The following is a 21,002-nucleotide window of genomic DNA, read 5'->3' on the forward strand; positions in this document are numbered from 1 at the left end:
GCATGGTTACCCATGCTATCCATTTTTTGTTTTCCCACGAATATTATTGAAACGCGAGTATGTTTTTTATTTAGTTAAAATTAGGCGATTGTTGCGAGTGAGGCGTAAACGATATTCCTCGCCAGCATGCATAATGCGAATTTCACGGCCTAATGCAAAGAGGTTATTAGAATGTAACATTGGTAAGGCGTGAGCTGTGTCATTGTTACGGGTAAATAAGCTAAAAGGTGCGTTCATTTGTTGTGCTCCGTGGTATGTTCTTGAACGATTTAAATGATAATCATTATCGAATAGATCTGTCAATGAGATTTTTAAGATTTTATAAAATGATAAAATTTGCTTACACTTGAGAAAAGTTTTAGAGAGTAAAAAGATGCCCAAACCAATAGTCGATGTCGCTATAGCAATCTTGATCCATCGTGGAAAAATATTAGTTGGATGGCGCGAAGAGCAGCAACATCAAGGTGGAAAGCATGAGTTCCCTGGTGGAAAGGTGGAGCAGGGTGAAACACCAGAAGAAGCCTGCCGCCGTGAAATCTATGAAGAAGTGGGTATTGGTTTAAAAGATTGGCACCAGTTTGATTATATTCACCATGAATATGATGACATTATCGTCAACCTTCATTTGTTCCATAGTTATGTACCTGACGAGTTATTAAATCTTATTCATCAACCATGGGCCTGGTATACACGTGAACAGTTGCTTCATCTAAACTTTCCAAAAGCGAATAAAGATATTATAAAAAGGCTCTACTGGCCTCATCTCATCAAAATTAGCAATACGCTTTCAATGGTAGAAAGCAGTGATGCTTTATTGTACTGGCGTATCGAAGAATTTGAGCCGCAGTATATAGAGCAATTAACTGCTTTAGATGAAGGGCAACGATCAAATTTAATTATTAATATCGATATGTGGCAGCAATTAAGTCCTGAATTACAAAAACAAATAAAGACCGTTCATTTAAAACAATCTCAGCTCATGAATTTGCATAAAGGCGATTTAACAGTGGGCGTACGATATATTGCTGCTTGTCATGATGCTGTTTCTTTAAAGCAAGCTCAGCAGATTGGTTGTGATGCTGTTTTTATTAGTCCTGTAAAATCAACAATGACTCATCCAGAAGCTGTAGCATTAGGTTGGGAACGTTTTAGTGATCTCGCTCAAAATAGCCAGATTCCGGTTTTTGCATTAGGAGGAGTGGATCCGGAAGATTTAGCCACTGCACAGCAGCATGGTGCATATGGCTTAGCAGGTATTCGTAATTTCTAATGAGAAAATAAAAAAGCATTAAAAGCTAGAGAGCTTTTAATGCTTGTTGTGCTTCTTGAACAGTTTTTTGATTATTGCGTTGTTGCCCAGCTTTTAAGATAACCAACCAAAGCTGCTTTTTCATTGGCTGACTTTGGGCAAAACTCAAACCACGTCTTGCTAAAGACTCAGCATTAGAATATTGCTGTTTATGATTTGCCGTAAGTGCAAGAAATAAATAAGTCTCAGCGGCCTGTGGTGCTAAACGCTGTGCTTGAAGTGCATAGCGCTCTGCCTCTGACCATTGCTGATTTTTATAAGCCTGCTGTGTTTTTTGCATTAAAACTTTAAATGCAGGTAACTGGCTACCATCATCACTAAAATGTTGTGGTTTTTTCTGTTGAGGAACAATCACCTGTAAATTCTTACGTTGAATTTCTGGGTGATCATAAGGCGTAATTTTTACACCTGATGGAGTTTCCGTCTTTTTGACTGGAGGAGTAGGTGTTTTCTCTTTGGAGTCAGAATGATCGGGCAGAGTTGTACAGCCGACCATAAGAACAGCACCAATATAAAAAACACCTTTCTTCAACATATCCTAATTTCCTGTTAACGCTTAGTTGTTATAACTACCACTTGAAATTACCCGTGAGTTGTTTGATAGATCTTGTTCCATCTGGTTTTCACTTTCACGAATATAACTGTCGGTATTATCATCCTGAGAGTCAGGAATTGTGTTATCACTTTGTGGCGTATATGTTGGATCAACTTGATAATAAGGTGCTCCACATGGCGTAGCACGGTGCGGAACCGTATGCGTTAGCATCGGAATATACATGGCACCATCACAAGCTTGAGCAGATAAATCACCCGTTGCACGGTCAATCCACTGCCACTGTACAGTGTCTGGTTGGCGTAGGTTTACAGGCGTTTGACGTAATTGTTTCATCACATTAATCCATACTGGCAATGCACCAGATGAACCTGTTAATCCAGTCACTTTGTTGTCATCTAAACCTAACCACACTACAGCAACGTGGTTACCTGAGTAACCCGCAAACCATGAGTCACGTGTATCGTTAGTCGTGCCTGATTTACCCGCCAATTTTAAAGCTGGAGACAAGCTATTATAAGCTGCGCGACCAGTACCCGAAGACATGACCTGTTGTAAACCATAGTTCATGATATAACCAACAGATGGATCAATGGTTTGTTGAACATTCAGGCCATAACGGTCAAGCAGGCGACCATTGGCATCTACGACAGATCGAATCGCACGAGTCGGATATTTAAAGCCACCTGTAGCAAAGTTCTCATAAATTCCCAGAACCTCCATTGGTGACATATTGACTGCCCCAAGGAAAATAGAAGGGTAGGCAGGAATGGTCGACTCAACACCAAACTTTCTTAAGTTGTTTGTAAATGTTGATAGACCAAACTCTTGACCCAAGCGCACAGCAGATAGGTTATATGAATTTGCCAAAGCTTCACTCAGGCTGACTACACCATGTCCGCCACCACTGTAGTTTTTAGGTGTCCAACTTTTGCCTCCATCTACAGGGACACTAATCGGTGCATCTTCAATTTGGGTTGCCCAGTTGTAACGCCCAGATTCAATAGCACTTAAATAAATCACAGGTTTTAATAAAGAACCAACTTGGCGTTTTGCATCCACAGCACGGTTAAAACCAGTAAAGTCTTGTGTAGAACCAACAGCAGCAACGAGCTCGCCGTTTTCTGGATGTGCAATGAGCACCGCACCCTGTAAGTTTTTCAAACGGGCTGGGTTGCTGTTTGCTAAGCGGTCTACTGAAGCTTTAAACGCATTTTGAACTTGAGTTTGAGTAATTGGGTCTAAAGTCGTAAAAATACGTAAGCCCTGATTAGTTAAATCACTTTCTTGATATTCTGTGCGTAATTGACGACGCACGATATCTAAAAAGTCAGGGAATTTTGCAGGACCTAAACTTGGTTTGCTTAGCACATTTAAAGGACGTGCAATTTCATCTTCGTATTCTGCTTGAGTTAAATAACCCATTACACGCATGTTATTTAACACGGTATCGCGGCGTTTTTTTGCACCTTCAGGATTTTTCCAAGGATTATATAAAGAAGGGCCTTGCACTAAACCAACTAAATAAGCTTGTTGTGCAACGCTAAGCTCACGTAAAGGTAAACCAAAATAAAATTGAGAAGCCAAACCATAGCCATTAATTGAGTAGCTACCATTTTGGCCTAGATTCACTTCATTTAAGTAGGCTTCTAAAATTTCATCTTTGCTGTAATGCAGCTCAATGAGTAAAGCCATTAATGCTTCATTAACTTTACGTTTTAATGTGCGTTCAGGTGTGAGATAGAAGTTTTTAACTAATTGCTGAGTCAGGGTTGAACCACCTTGACGTTTACCACCTGTGATATTGCTCACTAATGCACGAGCAGTACCACGAATTGAAATACCGTGATGATGATAGAAATTACGGTCTTCTGTTGAAATTAAAGCTTCAATAAGTGGTTTAGGGACATTATTCAGTTTAATGAGAACACGGTCTTCATTATGTTGAGGGTAGATCCCTCCAATCAGAAGTGGCTCTAGTCGCGCAACACCCGTTGAAGAAGGTTTTGTACTTCGAACTTCAGCAACTTGGTCATTTGCAAAACTTAACTCTAGGACTTGTTCGGGTTCAACACTGTCGCCGTAATCAAAACCACGCGTGTGGATATACATATTGCTACCCTGAGCAACATAGGTTCCAGACTTGTCATAATTACTTGAAGTTTTGTAACCCAAGAGTTTTAGTTCTTGAGTGAAATTTGCTTGGGTAATAGGTGCGTTATTATAAATTTCCAAAGGACGTGCAAACACTTTGGCGGGAATATCCCACCGTTGTCCTTCAAATTTTTCACGGATAATATTATCTAAACGAATCAGATAGATACTAAGAGCAATAAAAGCACCAATGACCAAAATGGAAAAAATTAGTGCAAAGAAACCGATACCACGTTCAAACTTCATAAAAATGAGATAAAACCCTAACAATGCCTGTAATGATGCGATAGCTTGTCATCAATTTGCAATGATAAAACTGTGAATAATTGGAAAACTTAGATTGAATTTTACAGCATCTTGTTGTTATGTTTTTTTAAATTAATCAGGTTAATGTTATTATAGCGAAGTATCGCAGCGGAGCTTACTCATTCGTGCAAATTTCACATAAGTCCTTCAGAAACGTCGGGTTAATCGGTCGACCAGATAAATCATCAGTAGTAGAAACACTATGTTTAATTCATGATCATTTGTTGAACCTAGGCTTAAACCCCATTTTTGATCAGGAAACTGCTGAATTAGTGCCTTATGATCATGCACAAATTGTAAGTCGTCATTTATTGGGTGAAGTTGCTGATTTAGTCATAGTTGTTGGAGGCGACGGTTCTTTACTCCACGCTGCTAGAGCTTTAGTTCGCTACAATACGCCTGTTATTGGTATTAACCGCGGGCGGTTAGGTTTTTTAACTGATATCAAACCTTCAGAAGCCATTTTCAAACTTGACCAAGTACTTCAAGGGCATTTCCAGCTTGACCGTCGTTTCTTACTTGAAATGGAAGTAAGAACAAATGGTGAAGTCATTTATGACGCCATTGCTTTAAACGATGTGGTTTTGCACTCGGGTAAATCAGTACACATGATTGACTTCGAACTTAATATTGATGGTCAATATGTTTACCGCCAACATAGTGATGGTTTAATTGTTTCGACGCCAACCGGATCAACGGCTTATGCATTGTCAGGTGGTGGCCCAATTTTACATCCAAGTATGGATGCTATTGCATTAGTTCCAATGCATCCCCATACATTGTCATCACGTCCCATCGTAGTCGGTGGTCAAAGCGAAATTAAAATCGTTATTCGCGAAAATCGGGTGTTACCAATGGTGAGTGCAGATGGACAACATAGTGTCTCGCTCAATGTTGGAGACAGTTTACACATCCGTAAACACCCATTTAAACTAAGTTTATTGCATCCACCAGGTTATGATTTCTATATGGCCTGCCGTACCAAACTTGGTTGGAACCAAGATTTTGAATCTTTTCAAAGAGATGAATCATGAATATTGAACAAATGCTATCTGTTTTAAACCCTGAAATTGTAGAGCGTTTAAAAACAGCCGTAGAAATTGGTAAATGGCCAAATGGCGTTGTTTTAACGAAAGAGCAGCGTGAAACTTGTATGCAAGCTGTAATCGCTTGGGAGTTGAAGAACTTACCAGAAGATCAGCGTAGCGGTTATATTGACCGTGGTACAAAAGAAGAAGGCGAAGAATGTGATGATGATCATCACAAGCATGAGCCAGAGTTTAAACCTATTCGTTTTGTTTAAAACTTAATAAGACAGAAAATTATTTTTGGTTATTCCATACAGCCTTATATAGCATGTTTTTCATAAGTTGTAGCATATAGGCTTTTATTACTTTTGAAGGATCAAAAGTAACCAAAAATCCTTTGTATCACTGACGATACTTCCTGTATCGCAGTGATACGGTCGATATCCATGTCGACCTTCACGATAGTATTTGTTAACTACGAATTAAGATTGCTTAAATTTCGTGTATTCCATAACACTTTTGCTTTTTGCATCGCTTCTTCAAAACTAGCAACAACGCCCATCGTATATAGCGCGATTCCGATGGTTTCTGTTACGGCTATTTCTCCATATTCATGGTGCTGTTGACCAAGCCATACTGCTTTAAACGTTGCTAAATCTAATTCTTCTTCAATTGGGCTTCGTTCAGGTGTGAGCTTTGGCAACTCATGTTCATAGAGCTCACCATTTTTAATACCGCAAATGAGCGTTTTAGCATCTGGGTTTCGTTCAAATTCACCACCTTCACCTTTAATGACGGCACTATTTTGATAGCCTAAGCGTAATGCACTATGTTGGTGGGAAGTTCTGTAAGCAGGGTGGAATATTGCTTGTAAGGTAGCTTTAGCTTTAAAAGGATTAATTAAACGGGCCAAAGTATGAATAGGCGAACGCAATCCCATGACATTTCTTAGAGATATCAATTCGCTTAAAACTGGTGAAATCACGTCTAGCGGTAAGTAAGCAAAATTTTGTTCTGCTAATTGCGTACGAACTTCTTGTTCAGAATGGCAAATTTGATAACCAAGATATTCTAAAACTTGCTCTGTATAAACACGGTTAAGCGTATGACCTGATGCACCATGCATAACAATTTTATGGCCATGCTGAGCAAGTGTAAGAGCGGCTAACAAAAACCATGGATAGTGTTTTCGCTTACCTGCATAAGATGACCAATCTAAATCGACTTCTAAAGGCTCAAAATGAAGCTGGTCTTTGGTTGCTTGAACGAAACCCGCGAGTTCTTCAATAGATTCTTCTTTAACCCGAAGCAGCATTAAAAATGCGCCTAGCTGTACATCTAACACTTCACTCTTTAAAATCATGGTAAATGCTTGATAAGCTTCTTCATAGCTTAAAGAGCGAGATCCAGTTTTCCCCTTACCTAAAATACGGACATATTGAGCAAAGGGATGTTCAGCATCTTTATAGATATTGCGTTTAGTATTCATCGTAGTTCAAAACAATAAAAATGATGGGATGTAGGCAGCTCAAAATGAAATGTCCACAAGTATTTAATCAATATGACATAAAAAACTGCTGAAAAAATATCAAAAGTGTTTCTTATACTAAAGTCTTAGGATTGCCTGAGTGTTTTTTATGCGTATCAGCTAAAAATTTAACCGAATCGTTATTTAATTCGAGTACACTTTCCCGTGCTTTTTTGAGCACTCATATCATAATTTTATGTGATTCTCCTATATCTTCAGCTTTTTATTGAAAAAGTAAGAGGTTATTTCGAGCTACTCAAAGTGGTTAGAAACTTCAGGTATTCTCCTGTTTTAGAAAACATTGATTTTGTTTTCATTGAGGTAGTAGGAAGGTTTTTTGTTCACAAAAAACCATTTCCCTTTTGCGGTGTTAATGTGAAAGGTTAGGGCTGTGTATTCGTAAAGAATAGACGTTTCATTTTGGTATTTCCAACGGACTTGGAAATATAGATTGAAGTAAAGTTATGGCTAAAAAACCGATTTATAAATCACTTTATTTTCAGGTGATTATTGCGATTATTGCGGGTATCTTGGTAGGACATTTTTCCCCAAGCTCAACGCAAATTGTCAATGGTGTCGAACAGCATATTCCGGGGTTAGGTGAAAAACTCAAGCCATTAGGTGATGCCTTTATTCGTTTGATCAAGATGATCATTGCTCCAGTTATTTTCTGTACCGTGGTAAGCGGTATTGCTGGCATGGAAAGCATGAAGTCAGTCGGAAAAACTGGCGGCGTTGCGTTGTTATACTTTGAAATCGTTTCAACAATTGCACTTCTAATTGGCCTTGTTGTAATTAACATTGCTAAACCGGGTGTAGGGATGAATGTTGACCCTACCACTCTCGATACTTCGGGCATTCAAAAATACGTCAGTTCTGGTGAGTCACAATCTACCATTGATTTCTTAATGCACATCATCCCTGATACGGTGGTTGGTGCATTTGCAAATGGTGAAATCTTACAAGTCCTTCTTTTTGCAATCCTCTTTGGTTTTGCTTTACATAAGTTAGGTGATGCAGGACGTCCAGTTTTAAAATTTATTGATCAAGTTGCACACGTGTTCTTTAACATTGTGAATATGGTCATGAAATTAGCTCCGATTGGTGCATTCGGTGCAATGGCATTCACTATCGGCAAATATGGTGTTGGTTCACTCGTACAATTAGGGCAGCTCATTATCTGCTTCTATATTACGTGCTTACTCTTTATCTTCTTAATTTTGGGTACGATCAGCCGTATTAGCGGATTCAGTATCCTTAAGATGATTCGCCTGATTCGTGAAGAGTTATTAATTGTACTTGGTACATCTTCTTCTGAATCTGTTTTGCCTCGCATGTTACGTAAACTTGAAATTGCAGGTTGTGAAAAATCTGTAGTTGGTTTGGTTATTCCAACAGGTTATTCATTTAACCTTGATGGTACGTCAATTTATTTGACTATGGCCGCAATCTTTATTGCTCAGGCAACAAATACACAGCTTGATATTCAACATCAGATTACTTTGTTGTTGGTACTCTTAATTTCATCTAAGGGTGCTGCGGGTGTAACAGGCTCTGGCTTTATTGTTATGGCTGCAACTTTATCTGCTGTAGGACATATTCCAGTGGCAGGTCTGGCATTGATTTTAGGTATTGACCGTTTCATGTCAGAAGCCCGTGCATTAACTAACCTTGTTGGTAACTCATTAGCAACGATTGTTGTTGCAAAATGGGTCGGTGCTTTAGATAAAGATAAGCTAAATGATGCTTTAAATAATCCAGATGAAGTCGACAGAAAAATGATGGAGCAAAAAACTCCTCAAGTCGCTGAAGGTTTAGATTAATTCAAATAAACCTATATAAAAAAGGAAGCTTTGGCTTCCTTTTTTATTGGCTGACTGAAAAGTACAGTTTTAATGAGCAGCTATGCCATGACAGTTGCTAAAAAAATGATTAGCATGCAGAGCAATGAGATTCGATAAAACAATAAAGCTGAAGGAAAATATTATGTTGGCATACGATGCAGATTTAGAATTATTCCGTGATAATTTTAAACGTTTTATGAATGAGCATATTGCTCCACATTATGACCAATGGGAACGCGAAGGAATCATGCCACGTTCTGTCTGGAGTCAACTGGGCGAAAATGGCTTTTTATGTGTGGATGTTCCAGAAGAATACGGTGGTTATGGTGTGCCAACCTATTATTCATTAATGTTGGTTGAAGAATCGGCACGCGCTGGTTTTTGTGCATTATCAACAGCGATTTCTTGCCACTCTGAAATTGCTGCACCATATATTTTACACATTGGCACAGAAGAGCAAAAACAATATTGGTTGCCGAAAATGCTAACAGGTGAAGTGGTTGGTGCAATTGGTATGACTGAACCTGGAGCGGGTTCGGATTTACAATCAATGCGTACTAGCGCCATTTTGCAAGATGACCATTATTTATTAAATGGCTCAAAAACCTTTATTTCAAATGGACAACATGCTGATCTTGTGGTGCTTGCAGTAAAAACTGATCCTCAAGCGCGTGCAAAAGGCGTGTCATTATTATTGGCAGATACGCATCTAGAAGGCTTCAAAAAAGGTACAAATCTAGACAAAATCGGTCTGCATTCTCAAGACACATCTGAGCTATTTTTTGACAATGTTAAGGTTCCTAAAAACCAGTTACTCGGTCAAGCTGGACAAGGTTTTGCTTATTTAATGCAAGAGTTACCGCGAGAACGTACAGCTATTGCATCTACCGCAATTGGCGCTATTCGTGGTGCAATTGATTTGGCAACTGCTTATGTAAAAGAACGTCATGCATTTGGTCAACCTATTTCACAGTTCCAAAATACTCGTTTTGTTTTAGCACAAGCAAAAATTGATGAGCTTGCTACGGCTGCTTTTTATGAGAGAAATGTTGCTCTATATCAAGAAGGTAAACTTGATGTTGAAACAGCAGCAGCGCTTAAAAGTTTCAGCACGGATATGCAAATGAAAGTCGCAGACAACTTGCTGCAACTTTTTGGTGGCTATGGTTATATGACTGAATATCCAATTTCACGTTTCTTTGTAGATGCACGTATTCAACGTATTTACGGTGGTACAAATGAAATTATGAAAGAAATCGTAGCGCGTGGATTAATTGGCAAAGCTTAATTAAGCAGAGAAAAACAGCCTGTCCTAGAATGGGCTGTTTTGTTTTTAACTATTTGGTCTTCTGTTGAATGACAGGATAGTCTTGTTGTTTCGGTAATTGCTGTAATGCATGATTCATCTTTCTTAAAAACTCATCTGCTTCATCTTGATGGAATGAATCTTCGGTGTATTTACTACGTTCTTGAAAGACGACACCACAACCCGTTATTTTCATATTTTCAGGATTAAATGACCAGTCAGTTGGATTCTTTAAGTTAATGTTTAAATCACTTTCACAGCTTTTCCATAAACGTAAAAACTCATTTGATAATTCTGCTTTAAATCCTCGTGCTGGATAGACCGAGAAGCCTTTCATTTCGGGATTAGAAAACTGTATAAACATATCTACTGGCATACCGCCCCAAATGATTGCTATATCTGGTGGTAAATAAATGCCTGATAAATTTTTCTCTTTTAAAGCATGTGTTTGCTCATATTTCTGCCTAAAATGTTGTGACTGATATGTCAGCTTGGTTTGAGGTGGAATTGGAATGCCACGAACTTGATTACCGACAGTCGTCATATAGTACGGAGAATTATCCCTACCATTGCATCCTGCGATTAAGGGGCAACCGCCACAAGCTGTTAAACTAAAAGTTGCAAAACCCAATAGGCTTAAAACAATAATTTTATTCATTCTATTTTACTGTTGTTATGACATATTGAGTCAGTATAACCAATCTATATATTAAGAGGACTATCTTTAAGAACAACAAAATAATCATCTTTAAATGTAATTATGTTTTACTTGGTTGGCTGCTGCAATGGCCCATCAAATAAAGATTTACAGCTTTCTAAATTTTGACAAGAAGCAAACATAAGCGCTTTAGGCAAGCTCGCATACAAATTTGTAATGTGTTGTTCAGCTGGATTATAAAAATGCCAATAACTAAATTGGTTTGAACGTTTATTTTCTAAGGCTTTAAAGAAATCTGTTTCATTAAATTTATTGTTAAGTTGAGTGCGAGGACCACCTTGCTCATGTGTACCGACTGTGGTCATGAGTAAAGGGGAATGATTTGGTTTCTGACTTTGCCAATGATTTAACTGCTGAAATAACATGCCTTGGTCAAACCAGAGGGAAGGGCTTGCAGCGAAGTAACGCTGAAATGCATCTGGCTTTTGAAAAAAATGATAAAGCACAAATAAACCTCCAAAAGAATGTCCATAAAGACTTTGCTGTTGGCTATTAATCGGAAATTGTTTTGCAATTGTAGGCTTGAGTTCGCGATTTAAAAAAGCAATAAACTGATCAGCACCCCCATATTTATATTTACCTTGTGCTTGAAATTGGGCAGAAGGTTTTGGAGTGTAATCATAAGCACGCTTTTGCACATCAAAGGTTTTTTGCTGAGGGTAACCAACCGCTACTATCATGAGTGGATCTAGTCCTAATTTGGTAGAACCAGCGCCAATCGACTGAGCAATATTGGCAGCACTTGGAAATGTAGCATTTCCATCTAATATATAAAGTACTGGATACCCATGTTGGGGCGGGGCGACAGGTGGTTTATAAATTTGAATAAGATAATCATGGCCTGTATTTTTAGATTTAATTTGAAATTGAGCCTGATTATTTTGAAAAACGATTTTTGGTTGATTTTGTATAGGCGTTTGGGCGAAGGTAGAACAGCTTATTAAAGTACTCAATAAAAAACTAGTAGATAAAAGGAAAAATGATCTTTGCATAATGGGAGATAATAAAATTTATTATACAAATGATAAATGAAAATCATTATCAAATAAAGTAATCAAGAAATGGAAGCAAAAAGGTTAATGAAAAAAGCTCTTACAGCTATATTGCCTAACAAATCAAAGCAGACTATTGTTATACTCTCGTTTAAAAGATGATTTTACTGAGGCTGCATTCTAATGATCAACGATGATCAAAACAAAACGACTTCTCTTAGTTTAGAACAAATTCGTGAAGATATTGATAGTGTAGATCAACAGATTCAAGAATTATTAAATCGCCGCGCAAGCCTTGCTGAAGCTGTTGCTAAAGCTAAATTTGCTTCCGAAGAGAATCCTTTGTTTTATCGTCCTGAACGTGAAGCACAAGTTTTACGCAAAGTCATGGAGCGCAACCAAGGTCCTTTGTCTGATGTCACCATGGCGCGTTTGTTCCGTGAAATTATGTCTGCTTGCCTTGCTTTAGAAGCTCCGCAGAGCATTGCATTTCTAGGGCCAGAAGGTACTTTTACTCAATCTGCTGTACTTAAACACTTTGGTAAAGATGCAGTTGTTCGTCCATTACCAACAATTGATGAAGTGTTCCGTGAAGTAGAAGCCGGTAGTGCACATTATGGTGTAGTGCCAGTTGAAAACTCATCTGAAGGTATTGTGAACCATACTTTAGATTGTTTTAAAACATCGAATTTAAATGTGATTGGTGAAGTTGAATTGCGTATTCATCATCAATTCTTAGTCTCTGAAAATACACGTAAAGACAGTATTAAACAGATTTATGCTCACCAGCAAACTTTGGCTCAATGTCGTCAGTGGTTAGATGCGCATTATCCGGGTGTTGAACGTGTTGCTTTAAACTCAAATGCAGAAGCTGCACGCCGTATTCGCAACGAATGGCATTCAGCAGCAATTGCATCTGATATTGCAGCAGGTATGTATAACCTTGAAATTTTACATAGCAATATTGAAGATAATCCGGAAAATACTACTCGTTTCTTAGTCATTGGCCGTGAAAAAATTCCACAAAGTGGCAATGACAAAACTTCATTATTAATTTCAGCACATGACCGTGCTGGTGCTTTATTAGAAATTTTAGCGCCGTTTGCAAAACATAATATTAGCTTAACAAGTATTGAGACCCGTCCAGCATTACCTGAAAAATGGGCATATGTATTCTTTATCGATTTAGAAGGTCATATCGATCAAGAGAATGTTGCTGCTGCAATCAATGATATTCGTCCAATGGTGAAAGAGCTTCGTATTTTAGGTTCATATCCTGCTGCCGTTCTCTAATTACTCATGTTGGAATAATGACATGCATCAAGATGGTCATGTCATTATGCTTAAAAACAAATTGCTCAAAGATTTAAATAAGTTTGAGCAAAAGCAAAGTTGAAGTTATGTCACAACCCCTATTTAAAAAAGTTGCATTTATTGGTTTAGGACTCATCGGGTCGAGTTTGGCGCGCGTTATTGTTGCAGAAAATTTGGCGACAACTATTGTGGCATCTACACGCTCACAGAAAACTTTAGAAGATGCAAAATCACTTGGCTTAATACAAGAAGGATTTTCTGATCCTATTGAAGCCGTGAAAGGGGCAGATTTAGTTGTTTTAGCCTTGCCAGTACGTGCGACACAAAAAGTGCTTGAGCTAATTAAACCTTATTTGACAGAAACCACGATTGTAACTGATGTGGGAAGTACAAAAGGTAATGTCGTTGATGCAGCAAAAGCTGTATTTGGTGAAGATTTACCAGCAGGTTTTGTACCAGGACATCCTATTGCTGGTAGTGAGCATACGGGCGTTCATGCAGGTAAGGTCGATTTATTTGCAAATCACAAAGTTATTTTAACGCCGTTACCAACAAGTGCAGAATGGGCTGTTGATAAACTGATTCAACTTTGGTCTGCTGCTAAAGCTGAAGTCATTTGTATGGACGTTGCCAAGCATGATGAAGTTTTAGCACATACAAGTCATTTACCGCACTTGATGGCATTTAATTTGGTTGAGCAACTTGCAAACCGTGAAGATAACCTTGATATTTTCCGCTATGCAGCAGGTGGCTTTCGTGACTTTTCGCGTATTGCTGCTAGTGATCCACAAATGTGGCATGACATTTTCTTTGCCAATAAAACCGCTATATTAAATGCTGTAGATGGCTTCGAGAAACAACTTACCGTACTTAGAAAATTGATTGAAAACGAAGATTCTCATGCATTAATGGGTTTACTCGGCCATGCTCAGGCAGCACGTCAGCATTTCAATCATATGTTAGCCAAAAAACCTTTAATGGAGAAAAATAAGGTGACACAGCAATTCAGTATCTTACCGGGAAATAAGGCATTTAAAGGTAAATTTACCGTACCGGGTGACAAATCTGTGTCACATCGCTCCATTATGTTTGGTGCTATTGCAGAAGGCACTACGCATGTCACTGGCTTCCTTGAGGGTGAAGATGCTTTAGCAACTTTACAAGCTTTCCGTGATATGGGTGTAAGCATTGAAGGCCCTAAAAATGGTGAAGTGACCATTCATGGCGTGGGCATGCATGGTTTAAAAGCACCAGCGAGTGCCTTGTATATGGGTAACTCTGGAACGAGCATGCGTTTGCTTTCAGGTATGTTATCAGCACAAAAATTTGATTCAGTGATGACAGGTGATGCATCACTTTCTAAACGTCCAATGGAGCGTATTGCTAAACCATTGCGTTTAATGGGTGCGCAAATCCAGACAACAGGTGAGAAAGGTACACCACCTGTAAGCATTACGGGTAGCCAGCAATTAAAAGGCATTCAATACGACTTGCCAATGGCATCTGCTCAGGTGAAGTCGGGTATTTTACTTGCTGGTTTATGGGGTGAAGGTGAAACTTCAGTCACTGAGCCAGAACCAACTCGTGACCACACAGAGCGCATGCTTCGTGCATTTGGTTATGATGTTAAAACTGAAGGCAATAAGATTTCTCTTGTTGGTGGCGGAAAATTAGTAGGTACTGATATTCAGGTTCCATCTGATATTTCATCTGCTGCTTTCTTTATGGTGGGTGCTGCAATTACAGAAGGTTCCGATGTTGTTCTGGAAGCTGTAGGTATTAATCCAACACGTACTGGCGTAATTGAAATTTTAAAACAGATGGGTGCTGACCTGACTGTTGAAAATGAACGTATTGCCGGTGGAGAGCCTATTGCTGATATTCATATTAAAGGTTCACGTACTCTTAAAGGTATTCATATGCCTGAAGACCAAGTACCTTTAGCAATTGATGAATTCCCCGCTTTATTTATTGCAGCAGCTTGTGCCGAAGGTCAAACAGTATTAACTGGTGCGGCAGAACTTCGTGTGAAAGAGTCTGACCGCATTCAGGTCATGGCTGATGGCCTAAAAATCATGGGTATTGACTGCACACCGACTGATGATGGCATCATTATCGAAGGTAAAGGCAAATCTGGCGATTGGTCACCAATCTTTGCTGGCGGCGAAATTGAATCACATCATGACCACCGTATTGCCATGAGTTTTAGTATGGCAGGGCTTCGTAATTCTGGTCCGATTACAATTCATGGTACTGAAACTGTGGCGACAAGCTTCCCGACTTTCACTGAGTTGGCGAATCGTGCAGGCTTAACAATCGAAGTTAGCCAATAACTTTTGACCTGACACATTTTATAATTGCTAACACAATAGCAACGGCAGCAGCGGGCTAAAGGCTTGGCTGCTGTTTGTTTATTGCTTATGCTAAGTGCAGATAATGATAATAGTGTTAGGACAAAGGATGAAAAAATTACAATTTATTGCCAGTTGCCCACAACATGGAGTGCTTGATCATCCACCAAATGAATGCCATATCACTCAAGAATATGTAGCGGCTTTACTGTTTAAACAATTGGGGCATTATGGTTTTGATGCGCAGCACATTGTGCATGAACATGAAAAAGTAGAAGTGAGTATTGATAATCATCTTTTGCCATTATCGATTACTTGCCAGAAAACAGACCATGAAGGGCATTTGATGTGTGAAATCTCTGCCAATCCAGATGAGGAACAAGACTGGTTTGAGAAAATCGAAACACAAAGCATTATTCGTCAGCTTGCACAGGCAGTTGAAAATAGTTTGAAGGCTGATCATAGCTTTTCAGCATTTGAATGGAAAAACTAAGCGCACGGCTGTTAAGAGTTATTCATGAAGTACGGCTTTTTAGAAAAGTCGTACAATCTCTTTAGATTAAATATAAAAATACAAAATCTTTCCCGAAATCCCTACCTATCTTTAATGCATTGTGTATATTGAAATTATTAAGATATTTACATAATTAGAGTGTGGTTTTCATGACACAAGTTGATATTGCAGCGTTATCTCCTCAAGTGGTTTGGCAGCATTTTCAAACACTTTGCACTATTCCTCGCCCATCGAAGCATGAACAGCAACTTCGTGAGTTTTTAAGAAACTGGGCCGAAAGTCGAAATTTAGAAACTTACGTAGATGAAGTGGGGAATTTGATTATTCGTAAGAATGCGACTCTGGGTAAAGAACATGTGTCTGGCGTTATTCTGCAAGGCCATTTAGATATGGTCACTCAAGCCAATACTGGCACAGTACACGACTTCTTTAAAGACCCGATCCAGCCAGTCCTCGAAGATGGCTGGTTAATTGCTAAAGATACTACTTTAGGTGCTGATAATGGCATTGGGGTAGCATTAGCTTTGGCAGTTTTAGACTCAAATGATATTGCTCATGGGCCAATTGAAGTTCTTCTAACAGTTGATGAAGAAGCAGGGATGAGTGGTGCGCGACTTTTACAGGCAGGTGTACTAAAAGGGAAGTGGCTATTTAATATTGATACAGAAGAGTGGGGCGAGTTGTATCTCGGATGTGCTGGTAGTATTGATGTTGAAGTAGAGCAGCCGCTTAGTTATGAACCAATCCCTGAAAATTTGAATATTATGAATATTCAGATAGCTGGTCTTAAAGGTGGTCACTCTGGCGTAGATATTCATTTAGGACGTGGCAATGCTAACGTTATTTTGGCTCGCTTTTTAAATCAATATTTAGGCTCACTTGGTGGGCATCTTGTTGAGTTTACAGGTGGCACGGCGCGTAATGCTTTACCGAGAGAAGCTGTAGCGACTATTGCAATTTCATCTAACCAATTGCCTAAATTAGAAAAATTACTCGATGAATATCAAACAGCATGGAAAAAACAGCTACAAGGTATTGATGACAATCTGCAATTAATTATTCAGCCTAATAGTGCTGAAGTGACTGAAGTGATTACTCAACAACAGCAAAACGAGTGGTTACAAGCTTTAGCAACAAGTCCTTATGGCGTTGCAAGTATGAGTCAAGCTTTACCAGACGTAGTTGAAACTTCAAATAATATTGGAGTGGTGAGACTAAATAGAGAAGGCGGAAAAGCTGTTTTAATGGTTCGCTCAATGGTGAACCAAGAAGCTCAAGATTTTGCAGAAAAAATTCAGGCACATTTTAGTCAATTTAATATCGCCTCTATACTCACACCGTTAGTGTCGGGTTGGACACCAAACCCTGACTCGGCTGCTCTAAAGTGCTTACAGCAAGCCTATCAAAATGCGTTTAATATTGAACCAAATCTAAAAGTAATTCATGCAGGCTTGGAATGTGGGATTATTGCTGAACATTACCCACATTTACAGATGGTTTCGTTTGGGCCTGATATTCAAGGTGCGCATGCACCGGGTGAACGAGTCAAAGTTGATACTGTAGAGAAATGCTGGAAGCTGTTGGTGACAGCTTTAGCATCTGTAGAGTAGTTTTTTAGAAATAAGAAGCTCAATCATGAGCTTCTTAAACTTTAACCTTTACGTGAAAATGATCTGGACTTAACTCGATAAATTCGATTTTACAATCAATAAATTTTTCAATCATGTCTGCTTGAGTACGAGTGTGTTCGCTAATACATTGTGCGGTGAATTCACCACCTTGACCTAAAGCTAAAGGTAGAAGCAATTGATCTGCCAAATACTCATCTACAACAGCCTGCGAAGATAAATATAGCTTTATATCTTTTGCTAAGTGATCAGCTATTTGCTCCGCACTTTTGCGCATTTCACCTAAAGCTGTAAAAAGTTGAGTGTGATATTGATGAGCAACTTTCACATACATTGTATTGCCTTGGCTAATTCCATTTAAATGAAATTGCTGCTGAGAGCTTAAGTTTAGTTTTTTACTTAATGTGGTTAATTCACGTTGTGCAATTTGTGCTTCTTCTGAAAGATTTAATACAGCTGCAAAAGCTTCATTGCCTTGCAAAGCACCACGATCTAATAAATTTAATCTGTTTCGATCTTGCCATGGCTGAACAGTAATCTGAATTTCACCAGCACCAATTGGAAAAAAGCCAGCTTTATTTAATCTAAAATCGACGTTAATTCCAATCTTTGTTAGAGCAGGTAAAAAGCAGTGTTCAATAAAATCTGCTGTTGGTGCAAGTGGGTTATGTGTACCCCCTGAAATGGTGAGTTCGGTAGCTTCATTTTGTAATAACAAAACAGGTAGAAGCGTTTGTAAAACCAGTGTTGTACTACCCGCTGAACCGATTTGAAATTGATATTTACCACTTTGAACATGCTGAGGTGCGAAATATAAACGTTGGCTATGTAATTCAGCACCCTCTACATAAGCTTGGCTAATTTGTTGAGATGCTTGTACACAAACCAAATGTTGACGCATTAACCCTGGTTTTTTACGTCCTGCACGTATATTAATTAATTCAAATGCCTGACCTGTAATCATTGAAAGGGCAAGGGCAGTTCTTAAAATCTGTCCACCACCTTCACCTTGTGAACCATCAATTTGGATGGTTTTGGGCATATTTGCCAAAGCTTTATTCACTTCTATTTTCCTTATTTTCTAATTTAATGAACATACTGTCAGTACATGGTAATGCGAAGTAACGTTTGACTTTGTTTTCGACAAAGGTTTACTAGGTACATAGTGCTGAGTCTGATAAGTGAATATCGATGCACGACTCACATGCTGCCATAGCCGCCTGAATTATTTTCAATCCCTCAGATCGGAGTAACGCAGGATCTTGTACTCGCCCAGTATGCCCAAACTTTGATTGTGAAAATAATTTCACAAAATCTATTGTTTAATTGATTAGATCAATTTGCCAGTTAGCAGCCTGAATTTTAACGTTTAAGTCACGGAGTTTCGCACTGATATCATCCGCCTGCTTTTGTAAGCTATAAACAGGAATGACTTTCTTCCACTTAATTTCACGTGAGCTATAACGATCAGGTTCTCGATGTGTATTGGCAATCGCATCGATTAAAATCTTATGCTGTTCAGCATAACTATCGCGCAAGCTTAATAGAGACAATAATACTTTGCCATCTTCCAGTTTTGCTTGTGCATTGGTCAAGTGAATACGACAAATCAATTGATTGCTTTCCTGAGTTAAAGCGAATACTTGTTTGATGAGCTCATTTGGATCTTCACTAGGTTCATCACCTTCTTGTACCAATACATTGGCATTGATCCGTTGTTTTAACGAAGTGAGCTTTTTTTGTTGATCGCTTCGAACTAAAAGTGCTTCTGCGAGTTTCATTTTATTTACCTTTTATTCAATATGTACAATCAATAAGTTCGAAATATCTTCTAATTGCATCGTAGTTTTTGCACATTCAGTAATGTCTTCTAAAGTTTCTTCTTCATGCCAAGTTGTCATAAAGCAATGATCGACTGGTAGTTGATAGTTATAAAAAACTAGATATGTTTCGTCTAGGACATCATGCCAAACAGAACACTCATATCCTGTAACCATTGCTTGAATACAGTGTTTTGAATAGACAATCTGCTCACAGATCCAATTACGCCATTTAGGCAGAATCAGATGCTTTTCTTCATTTGCTCTGATTCTATAGCTTCGAATATCTAAACTATCTTTTTCCATAATCACCCTTTAACACACACCACTTGTCGTAAGGTATACACTACTTCAACCAAATCGCTTTGTGCTTTCATTACATCTTCAATTGGTTTATATGCCGATGGAATTTCATCAATAACAGCAGCATCTTTGCGGCATTCCACACCTTCAGTTTGTGCAATCTGATCTTCAACAGTAAAACGTCGTTTTGCTTCAGTACGGCTCATAACACGGCCTGCACCATGCGAACATGAACAGAAAGATTCCTGATTTCCAAGCCCACGGACAATAAATGACTTCGCTCCCATTGAACCTGGAATAATTCCATATTCACCTAGACGCGCACGGACTGCACCTTTACGAGTGACCATTACTTCTTCACCGTAATGTTCTTCCTTTTCCACATAGTTATGGTGACAGTTCACCGCTTCCAAACGTGCCTGAAAAGGCTTTGGTACAATCGTAGCCAAGGCTTTAATCGCAGATTGCATCATGATTTCTCGGTTCTTCATCGCAAAGCGTTGAGCCCAACCTACAGCAAACCAGTAATCATTAAAATGTTCAGTTCCTTCGACTAGGTATGCTAAATCTTTATTTGGTAAGTTAATGAAATGCTTCTGCATGTCTTTACGTGCAAGTTCGATAAAATGATTACCGATAGCATTTCCTACACCACGAGAACCTGAGTGCAACATAATCCAAACATGATCATGCTCATCTAAACAGATTTCGACAAAGTGATTTCCAGTACCTAAAGTCCCTAAATGCTTGCGGTTGTTGGTGTTTTTTAAGCGTGGATGTTTGGCACAAATGTATTCAAAATCTGCAACCAGATCAGCCCAAGCTTGATCTACCATTTCTGGTGGAGTTTCCCATGATCCACGATCACGTCCGCGCTTAGTCATTCCATGGGGAATTAATCGTTCAAGTTCAGTACGTAGAGCATGTAAGTTATCTGGTAAATCTGAAGCAGTTAAGCTTGTACGGGTTGCCATCATTCCACAACCAATATCTACACCCACAGCAGCAGGAATAATTGCCCCTTTAGTTGGAATTACGCTACCAATAGTTGCTCCTAAACCGAAGTGTACATCTGGCATAACAGCCATCCATTTATAAATAAAAGGCATTTGAGCTGTTTGCAATAATTGTTGTTTTGAGTTGTCATCAACAAGCACGCCTTTAGTCCACATTTTGACTGGCATACTTTTTTCATTTTGCAGAACTTGATAAGAACGTTCTTGCTGCTTTTGTTCAAATTGAGCTTGTTGGTTAATTTCTTCAATGACAGACATTTTTTTTCCTTTCAAAGCCTGCCTGCCAAGCGTTTGCAGGCAGGTGTTATTCACAATATC

At 38.8% G+C, this 21,002-nt stretch carries 19 protein-coding genes; 9 read left to right on the top strand and 10 right to left on the bottom strand.

What is annotated here, in order from left to right; all coding sequences use genetic code 11:
* Positions 1-66 precede the first annotated feature (66 nt).
* On the bottom strand, positions 67-237 hold the full coding sequence (hemP, locus tag J580_RS14035) for a hemin uptake protein HemP (RefSeq protein ID WP_002118129.1): 171 nt from the start codon (positions 235-237) through the stop codon (positions 67-69).
* A 136-nt stretch (positions 238-373) separates the two neighbouring features.
* Between hemP and J580_RS14040 the strand changes: the two genes are divergently transcribed.
* The gene (locus J580_RS14040) at positions 374-1,270 is read left to right on the top strand and encodes an NUDIX domain-containing protein (RefSeq protein ID WP_017386522.1); all 897 of its coding nucleotides are present in this window, start codon (positions 374-376) and stop codon (positions 1,268-1,270) included.
* Between the two features lie 25 nt (positions 1,271-1,295).
* Here the strand turns inward: J580_RS14040 and J580_RS14045 are convergent, their stop codons facing one another.
* Together J580_RS14045 and mrcB are read right to left on the bottom strand one after the other, a co-directional pair.
* Positions 1,296-1,844: a tetratricopeptide repeat protein gene (locus tag J580_RS14045; protein WP_002118198.1), complete on the bottom strand. Its 549-nt coding sequence runs from the start codon at positions 1,842-1,844 to the stop codon at positions 1,296-1,298.
* 21 nt (positions 1,845-1,865) lie between these two features.
* The gene (gene mrcB, locus J580_RS14050) at positions 1,866-4,262 is read right to left on the bottom strand and encodes a penicillin-binding protein 1B (protein WP_017402976.1); all 2,397 of its coding nucleotides are present in this window, start codon (positions 4,260-4,262) and stop codon (positions 1,866-1,868) included.
* 185 nt (positions 4,263-4,447) lie between these two features.
* On the opposite strand from mrcB, the gene J580_RS14055 reads away from it, so the two are divergent.
* Positions 4,448-5,356: an NAD(+) kinase gene (locus tag J580_RS14055; RefSeq protein ID WP_005073476.1), complete on the top strand. Its 909-nt coding sequence runs from the start codon at positions 4,448-4,450 to the stop codon at positions 5,354-5,356.
* Positions 5,353-5,625, top strand: a complete 273-nt coding sequence (locus J580_RS14060) for a YeaC family protein (protein ID WP_002118245.1) — start codon at positions 5,353-5,355, stop codon at positions 5,623-5,625. Before J580_RS14055 ends, J580_RS14060 begins: the two co-directional genes overlap by 4 nt.
* A gap of 200 nt (positions 5,626-5,825) precedes the next feature.
* On the opposite strand, the gene J580_RS14065 is transcribed toward J580_RS14060, so the two are convergent.
* Positions 5,826-6,839, bottom strand: a complete 1,014-nt coding sequence (locus tag J580_RS14065) for a glycosyl transferase family protein (protein ID WP_017386520.1) — start codon at positions 6,837-6,839, stop codon at positions 5,826-5,828.
* Positions 6,840-7,342: 503 nt separating this feature from the next.
* Here J580_RS14065 and J580_RS14070 point away from each other — a divergent pair.
* On the top strand, positions 7,343-8,701 hold the full coding sequence (locus J580_RS14070) for a dicarboxylate/amino acid:cation symporter (protein ID WP_002118145.1): 1,359 nt from the start codon (positions 7,343-7,345) through the stop codon (positions 8,699-8,701).
* 163 nt (positions 8,702-8,864) lie between these two features.
* Complete coding sequence (locus J580_RS14075) at positions 8,865-10,010, top strand: acyl-CoA dehydrogenase family protein (protein WP_032004619.1); 1,146 nt, start codon at positions 8,865-8,867, stop codon at positions 10,008-10,010.
* 49 nt (positions 10,011-10,059) lie between these two features.
* On the opposite strand, the gene J580_RS14080 is transcribed toward J580_RS14075, so the two are convergent.
* On the bottom strand, positions 10,060-10,686 hold the full coding sequence (locus J580_RS14080; RefSeq protein WP_032004620.1) for a hypothetical protein: 627 nt from the start codon (positions 10,684-10,686) through the stop codon (positions 10,060-10,062).
* 107 nt (positions 10,687-10,793) lie between these two features.
* A complete protein-coding gene (locus tag J580_RS14085) occupies positions 10,794-11,738 on the bottom strand; it encodes an alpha/beta hydrolase (RefSeq protein WP_032004621.1) in 945 nt (314 codons plus the stop codon).
* Between the two features lie 183 nt (positions 11,739-11,921).
* On the opposite strand from J580_RS14085, the gene pheA reads away from it, so the two are divergent.
* The 4 genes from pheA to J580_RS14105 all read left to right on the top strand — a co-directional run bounded on the left by pheA (position 11,922) and on the right by J580_RS14105 (position 17,527).
* Positions 11,922-13,031, top strand: coding sequence for a prephenate dehydratase (pheA, locus tag J580_RS14090; RefSeq protein ID WP_002049199.1), 1,110 nt, complete (start codon positions 11,922-11,924; stop codon positions 13,029-13,031).
* A gap of 107 nt (positions 13,032-13,138) precedes the next feature.
* Positions 13,139-15,385, top strand: a complete 2,247-nt coding sequence (locus J580_RS14095) for a bifunctional prephenate dehydrogenase/3-phosphoshikimate 1-carboxyvinyltransferase (protein ID WP_032004623.1) — start codon at positions 13,139-13,141, stop codon at positions 15,383-15,385.
* A 127-nt stretch (positions 15,386-15,512) separates the two neighbouring features.
* Positions 15,513-15,896, top strand: a complete 384-nt coding sequence (locus J580_RS14100) for a hypothetical protein (protein WP_005068294.1) — start codon at positions 15,513-15,515, stop codon at positions 15,894-15,896.
* Positions 15,897-16,066: 170 nt separating this feature from the next.
* Positions 16,067-17,527, top strand: coding sequence for an aminoacyl-histidine dipeptidase (locus tag J580_RS14105; RefSeq protein WP_032004625.1), 1,461 nt, complete (start codon positions 16,067-16,069; stop codon positions 17,525-17,527).
* 34 nt (positions 17,528-17,561) lie between these two features.
* On the opposite strand, the gene rtcA is transcribed toward J580_RS14105, so the two are convergent.
* From rtcA to J580_RS14125, 4 genes are all read right to left on the bottom strand, one after another.
* The gene (gene rtcA, locus J580_RS14110) at positions 17,562-18,608 is read right to left on the bottom strand and encodes an RNA 3'-terminal phosphate cyclase (protein WP_032004626.1); all 1,047 of its coding nucleotides are present in this window, start codon (positions 18,606-18,608) and stop codon (positions 17,562-17,564) included.
* Positions 18,609-18,867: 259 nt separating this feature from the next.
* On the bottom strand, positions 18,868-19,326 hold the full coding sequence (locus J580_RS14115; RefSeq protein WP_032004628.1) for a DIP1984 family protein: 459 nt from the start codon (positions 19,324-19,326) through the stop codon (positions 18,868-18,870).
* A 12-nt stretch (positions 19,327-19,338) separates the two neighbouring features.
* Positions 19,339-19,671, bottom strand: coding sequence for a hypothetical protein (locus tag J580_RS14120; protein WP_032004630.1), 333 nt, complete (start codon positions 19,669-19,671; stop codon positions 19,339-19,341).
* Positions 19,672-19,673: 2 nt separating this feature from the next.
* Positions 19,674-20,942 carry an RtcB family protein gene (locus tag J580_RS14125; RefSeq protein WP_032004632.1) on the bottom strand — a complete coding sequence of 423 codons (1,269 nt, stop codon included), beginning with the start codon at positions 20,940-20,942 and terminating at the stop codon, positions 19,674-19,676.
* Positions 20,943-21,002: the final 60 nt, after the last annotated feature.

It is taken from the genome of Acinetobacter sp. 1542444 (assembly GCF_000581835.1).
Classification (GTDB): Bacteria; Pseudomonadota; Gammaproteobacteria; order Pseudomonadales; family Moraxellaceae; genus Acinetobacter; species Acinetobacter pittii.